Consider the following 6,192-nt stretch of genomic DNA (forward strand, 5'->3'; position numbering starts at 1 on the left):
CAAACCCTTCGAAAAACCCTACGCACCCTTGGCCATGACGTATTTCTGCGTCGCCGTGGCCGCCACCTGATCGCCGACGAGCGCCTGCACATCGGCCACGACCATGCGCGAGGAGTTCTTCACGATGTCAGCCTTCAGCGTGAGCACGTCGCCGGGCTGTACCTGGTGGCGGAACTTCGCCTTGTCGATGCCGGCGAAAAAGCCAAGCACCCCGGGCTCATCGCGGCCGACGAGCGCGCAAAACGACGCGGTTTGCGCAAGCGCTTCCATGATGATGACGCCCGGCAGCACCGGATGACCAGGGAAATGACCCGCGAACAGGGGCAGCTCAGGGTCAACGTCGAGCTCGGCGGTGATGCTTGCCCCGGGCTCGCATTCGAGCACGCGGCTGACCCACACGAACGGGTCGCGATGCGGCAGGACGCGCTCGATGACGTCGCGGCCGCAGGGATATTGGATGGTTTCCATGGGTAGATCCTTCGAATGGGGCGCCGAGGCGCCCGCTGGATGTATGGGGTTATGCACGCCCGACCCTAGAAGGGCGAGATGGCGAGCACGGCGTTGTGGCCGCCGAAGCCGAGCGAGTTGGACAGCGCGACCTTCTGCGGATAACCCGTCTTGGCCTCGGCGAGCACGTTCACGGGGCAATCGGGGTCGGGCTGCGCGAAGCCCGTAGTGGGCGGCACACACTCGTTGGCGACGGAAAGCGCCGTGACGATGGCCTCGACCGCGCCTGCAGCGCCGAGCGTGTGTCCCGTGGAGCCCTTCACGGACACCACCGGAACCTTGCGGCCCTCCTCCTCGCCGCACAGCGCGAGCAGCGCATGCGACTCGGTGGAATCGTTGGCCGGCGTTGCCGTGCCATGGGCGTTGACGTGCCCAAGGTCCGCAGGCGTGAAGCCGCCTTCGGAGAGCGCCTGGAGCATAGCGCGCTGGATGCCCTCGCCCGAAGGCTCGGGGGCAGTCATGTGGTAGGCGTCGCCCGTGGAGCCGAAGCCCGTGATCTCGGCCAGGGGCTTCGCACCGCGCGCGAGGGCATGCTCAAGGGATTCGAGCACCACGGCGCCGGCGCCTTCGCCCGCCACGAAACCGCAGCGACGCTCATCGAAGGGCAACGAGGCCTGAGTAGGGTCGTCCACCTTTGCAAGCGCACCCAGGTTGGCGAAACCGGCGATGCAGATGGGGTTGACCGACTCCTCCGAGCCGCCCGCAAGCGCCATATCGGCGTATCCATGGCGGATGGAGCGCACGGCGGCGCCGATGTTGTGGGCGCCGGTGGCGCAAGCGGTGGTCACGTCGATGCACTCGCCGCGCATGCCATAGCGGATGGCCAGATGACCTGCCGCGATGTTGCCGATCATGGTGGGCACGAACAGCGGGCTGACGCGTTTGGGGCCCTTATCGTGCAGCGTGTAGAAGCCGTTTTGCAGCTCGTCGATGCCGCCGATGCCCGCGCCGAAGATCACCGCCGCGCGCGTGGGGTCTTCCTGTTCCATGTCGATGCCGGACTGGGCCATGGCCTCGTCGGCGGCCACGATGGCGTACTGGACGAAGCGCTCGAAGCGGCGCGCCTCCTTTTTCGACAGCCCATGCTCGGTCGGGTCGAAGTCACGCACCTCGCCCGCCACATGCACATCGAACGCTTCATGATCGAAGTGCGAAATAGTATCAATGCAGCAGCGTTTGCCCATCACCGCATCCCACAGCGCGTCCACGCCGACGCCGGCGGGCGTAACGGCGCCCATACCGGTGATGACCACGCGGTGGGTGCCGTCGGGGCGGCGCGTTGCGGACATCTCGATTACCTGACTCATAGTGCCAAACCTCCATCGATGCAGATGACCTGCCCGGTAATGTATCCGGATTCCTCGCTTGCCAAAAAGCCCACCAAATGGGCGACATCGTCCACCGTGCCGAAGCGCTTCATGGGGATCTGCTCGCCGATGGCCTCGCGCTGCTTCTCGGACAGCGCGTCGGTCATGTCGGTGGAGATGAAGCCGGGGGCGACGGCGTTGGCCGTGACGCCGCGGGCTGCAAGCTCGCGGGCGATGGTCTTCGTCAGACCGATAACGCCCGCCTTCGATGCCGCGTAGTTCGCCTGGCCGGCGTTGCCGCCGACGCCGGAGATGCTGGACATGTTCACGATGCGCCCGTAGCGCTGCTTCATCATAATCTTGCCGGCGGCGCGGCAGATATGGAACGTGCCCTTCAGGTTCACGTCGATGACGCGATCGAAGTCATCGTCTTTCATGCGCACCATAAGGCCGTCGCGCGTGATGCCGGCGTTGTTGACCACGGCATCCAAGCGGCCGAAGGCCTCGTGCGCCTGCTCGACCAGGGCGTTCGCCTCGGCTTCATCAGCCACGCTTGCCGCGATGGCCACGACCTGCACGCCATGTTCGCCGGCGATGCGGCCAGCCTGCTCGCGCAACGTGGGAAGGCCCGCCTCGCTCGAGCAGTTCAGGGCCACGTTGAAGCCGGCAGCTGCCAGCTGCTCGGCAACCGCAAGGCCGATACCGCGCGAGCTGCCGGTGATGAGCGCCGCGCGGCGGGTGGATTCTTGAGATTCGCTCATATGCTATTCCTTATCCTCGGCGTATTCGGAGATGAAGGCATCGAAGGATGCCGCGTCCTGGATGCAGGGACGGGCGGCCTTGCGGTCGATGCGTTTGACAAAGTTCGACAGCACCCCGCCGAAGCCGACCTCGGCGAACACGTCAGCACCCTGATCGGCCAGCGCCTGCACGCTTTGCTCGAAGCGCACCGGATGGGTCAGATGGTCGACCAGGTGGCGTCGCGCCACCTCGGCGGAAAGCGGCTGCGCATCGGTGTTGCAAATCAGCGGGATGGAAGGCTGCTTGAAATCCACCTTGGCCAGATACACGTCAAGCTCATCGGCGGCCGGCTGCATCAACGGGCTGTGGAAAGCGCCGGAGGTGGCCAGGCGCGCATACCGCTTGCCTGCCGCCTCCCAGGCGGCTTCGGCGCGCTCGACGGCGGCCAGCTCTCCCGAAATGACGATCTGGCCCGGGCAATTGAAGTTCGCGGGCACGAGCACCTGGCCTTGCGCGCACCCCTCGCACAGCTGCGCGACCGATTCCTCATCAGCTTTAAGCAGCGCGCTCATCACGCCCGGTCGCTCGGCAGCAGCCTGCGCCATAAGGCGGGCGCGCTCGGCCACGAACGAAAACGTTTCCTCGTAGGTGAGCATGCCCGAAACCGCCAGGGCGCTAACCTGTCCCAACGAGAATCCGAGCACGGCCTGCGGCTGCGCACCGCGCGCCTGCAGAGCAGAGGCGATACCCACGGACAACGCGCAGGTGGCCGGCTGCGCATACCGCGTGTCGTTGAGCTTCTCAGCGGGAGCGCTGGTCATAAGCTCGGCCACGTCATAGCCGAGCACATCGGAAGCGCAATCGAGCACCGCCTTGACCTCGGAAACGCAAAACAGGCTCTCGCCCATGCCGGGCTTTTGGGCGCCTTGGCCCGAGAACATGAATACCGGGTTCATACCGACCCCCCTACCCGCGCGCCGCGTTGGCATCGGCGGCCTGCTGGAGGTTGCGCGCACCGACGGCCTGCGCTTGCGCCATCAGCTCATCGATGACCTCCTGCGCGGTCTTGCGCTCATGCACAAGGGCGGCAACCTGGCCCGCCATCATGGAGCCGTTGTCCACATCGCCCTCCACGGCGCGGCGAAGGCTGCCCACGTACATGGCCTCGAGCTCGTCGCCGTTCTTGGTCAGATCGGCCTCCAACTTGCGCACGTTGCGAGAGAACTTGTTCTTCAAGCAGCGAACAGGATGGCCGCTGCCGCGGCCCGTGACGATGGTGTCGGAGTCCTTAGCGGCCAAAACACGCTCTTTATATGCATCGGAAACGGTGCATTCCTCAACGGTAAGAAAGCGCGTGCCCATCTGCACGCCCTCGGCGCCCAGCGCGAACGCGGCCGCCACACCACGCCCATCGGCGATGCCGCCTGCGGCGATGACGGGGATGGAAACGGTGTCGCACACCGCAGGGACCAGGGCCATGGTGGTAAGCTCGCCCACGTGCCCGCCGCTTTCGGTGCCCTCGGCAACGACGGCGTCGGCGCCCAAGCGCTCCATACGCTTGGCGAGCGCGGTGGTGGCGACGACGGGGATGACCTTGATGCCGGCCTCTTTCCACATATCCATATAGTTGGCAGGGCTGCCGGCGCCGGTGGTGATCACATCGATCTTCAGATCGACGAGGAGCCGGGCAAGCTCGGCGGCGTTGGGGTCCATGAGCATGACGTTGGCTCCGATGGGGTTGTCGGTGATCTTGCGAGCAGCCGCCACCTGCTGTTCCACCCATTCAAGCGGGGCGCCTCCGCAGGCGATGATGCCCAGGCCGCCGGCCGCGCTAACGGCGCCGGCCAAGCTGGCATCGGCGATGCGCGCCATGGCGCCCTGGATAATGGGCGCTTCAATGCCCAAAAGCTCGGTGATGCGGGTATTCATATACATAGATCCTATTCACGAAATATTACTTCGAACACGCCCGATAAGGCGGGAACCGCGTACCTGAAAATGGTAGTGCAAACGGTAGGGTTTTCAAGGCAAACGGAATCCCGTTCACGTTTTCTTCGGTCGGAAAAATAAAGCCCCACGCCTGTGACGTGGGGCTTCGCAATCAACATAGTTCACTTGCGCAGCATTTCAACCCGTGACTTGAACTTGTTCATGCAAGGCGGAAGTCAAGGCGGCCGGCCCGGGCGTCCGCAGCCTCAAGAACCACATCCACCCGCTGGCCCAGCCGGAACACGCGTCCGCTGTCCTGGCCGACCAGCATGCAGCCAGCCGAATCGAGGGCGAAGTATTCGCCGCCCAAATGCCTGGCCGCCACCAGCCCTTCCGCGGTGTTGTCAAGCTTCACGTACATGCCGTAAGCAGCGACTCCGGACACCACCGCCGTGAAGCCCTGACCGATGAAACGGGCCATGTACTCGGCAAGCTTGAGCTCCTGCGATTTGCGTGCCGCCTTCTCAGCGACGCGCTCCATATCCGAGGAGTGCTCGGCGATCCAAGGCAGCGCGGCAACCTCCTGCTCGAAACGCTGCGGGCGACGCCTGAGCTGCGCGCGCAGCATACGATGCACCACAAGATCGGGGTATCGGCGAATAGGGCTGGTGAAATGCGCATACGCCGCGCTTGCCAGACCGTAATGCCCTTCGCACTCGGGCTTGTAACAGGCGCACTTCATGGCGCGCAGCACAAGCGTCTGCACAAGATCGGCCTCAAGGCGCCCTTGGCTTTCCGAGAGCACCTGCTGCACGGCATGCGCATCGCCGGCCACGAAACGCTCAGGGCTGATACGATCGAACCAGCTGAACTCGGAGAGTACGGGGAGCAGCGCGGCAAGGCTGTCCGGCGAGGGCTTTTCATGCACGCGGTACAAGGCAGGGAAATCGCGCTCGCTCAAATGCGCCGCCACCACCTCGTTGGCTAAGATCATAGCCTCCTCGACCAGGCTGGTGGCCTGGTTCTTCACACGAAGGTCCACCCCGCAGGGCTTGCCCGATCCGTCGAGGATCACGCGGGCCTCGGGGAACTCGAAATCAAGGCCGCCGGCAGCTTGTCGGTACGCGATGCGCGCCTGGGCGAAATCGCTCAGGCTTTCAACGCGCTGCATGATGGCATCATCGATGCCATCACCTGTCGCGCAGCCTTTCAAGCCGTCAAGCGTACCGGAAGCGCCAAGCGGCGCGCCCTGCAACGCATCGAGGACCTGGTCGTACGTCAGACGAGCACACGAGCGCATGAGCGCCGGGTACAGATCGTAGCCGACGGGCCTCCAGTCCTCGTCAAGATACACATCGCACGTCATGCACCTGCGAGTTTCGCCGGGATTGAGCGAGCACAGCCCGTTGGAAAGCTGTTCGGGAAGCATAGGGATGACGCGATCGACCAGGTACACGCTGGTGGCACGGCGGCGAGCATCAAGGTCGAGCGAGCTGTTCCATTCCACATAATGCGACACATCGGCGATATGGACGCCCAAACGCCATACGGCGCCATGCTTGCGGAAGTCCTCCGCCGGCTCCAAGGAAAGCGCATCGTCGAAATCCCGGGCATCGGCAGGGTCGATGGTGAACACCATGCGATCGCGGATATCGCGATACCCCGCCGCAAGAGCGCCCACTTCATCGAGAACCGCCGCATCGGCTTG

General features: G+C 64.6%; 6 protein-coding genes. All 6 read right to left on the reverse strand.

Going from position 1 to position 6,192, the window contains the following annotated elements; genetic code table 11:
* Nucleotides 1–18: 18 nt before the first annotated feature.
* Nucleotides 19–468, reverse strand: coding sequence for a 3-hydroxyacyl-ACP dehydratase FabZ (gene fabZ / locus DW178_RS05215; protein ID WP_118350036.1), 450 nt, complete (start codon nt 466–468; stop codon nt 19–21).
* 65 nt (nt 469–533) lie between these two features.
* Nucleotides 534–1,814, reverse strand: coding sequence for a beta-ketoacyl-ACP synthase II (fabF, locus tag DW178_RS05220; protein ID WP_118350037.1), 1,281 nt, complete (start codon nt 1,812–1,814; stop codon nt 534–536).
* Nucleotides 1,811–2,575 carry a 3-oxoacyl-[acyl-carrier-protein] reductase gene (gene fabG, locus DW178_RS05225; RefSeq protein ID WP_118350038.1) on the reverse strand — a complete coding sequence of 255 codons (765 nt, stop codon included), beginning with the start codon at nt 2,573–2,575 and terminating at the stop codon, nt 1,811–1,813. The genes fabF and fabG overlap by 4 nt, the downstream gene beginning before the upstream one ends.
* Nucleotides 2,576–2,578: 3 nt before the next feature.
* The gene (gene fabD, locus DW178_RS05230; RefSeq protein WP_118350039.1) at nt 2,579–3,511 is read right to left on the reverse strand and encodes an ACP S-malonyltransferase; all 933 of its coding nucleotides are present in this window, start codon (nt 3,509–3,511) and stop codon (nt 2,579–2,581) included.
* Nucleotides 3,512–3,521: 10 nt separating this feature from the next.
* Entirely contained in the window at nt 3,522–4,490 is a 969-nt protein-coding gene (locus DW178_RS05235; protein WP_118350040.1) for a DUF561 domain-containing protein, read from the reverse strand.
* A gap of 214 nt (nt 4,491–4,704) precedes the next feature.
* Nucleotides 4,705–6,192, reverse strand: a 1,488-nt coding sequence (locus DW178_RS05240) for a ribonuclease R family protein (RefSeq protein WP_286168523.1), incomplete at its 5' end; no start/stop codon positions are given.

The sequence above is a fragment of the Eggerthella sp. AM16-19 genome, assembly GCF_003474385.1.
In the GTDB taxonomy this organism is placed as follows: Bacteria; Actinomycetota; Coriobacteriia; order Coriobacteriales; family Eggerthellaceae; genus Senegalimassilia.

Coding starts and splice junctions, on each gene's coding strand:
- DW178_RS05235 (WP_118350040.1), bottom strand. CDS start 4,490: ATGTATATGAATACCCGCATCACCGAGCTTTTGGGCATTGAAGCGCCC.
- fabD (WP_118350039.1), bottom strand. CDS start 3,511: ATGAACCCGGTATTCATGTTCTCGGGCCAAGGCGCCCAAAAGCCCGGC.
- fabG (WP_118350038.1), bottom strand. CDS start 2,575: ATGAGCGAATCTCAAGAATCCACCCGCCGCGCGGCGCTCATCACCGGC.
- fabF (WP_118350037.1), bottom strand. CDS start 1,814: ATGAGTCAGGTAATCGAGATGTCCGCAACGCGCCGCCCCGACGGCACC.
- fabZ (WP_118350036.1), bottom strand. CDS start 468: ATGGAAACCATCCAATATCCCTGCGGCCGCGACGTCATCGAGCGCGTC.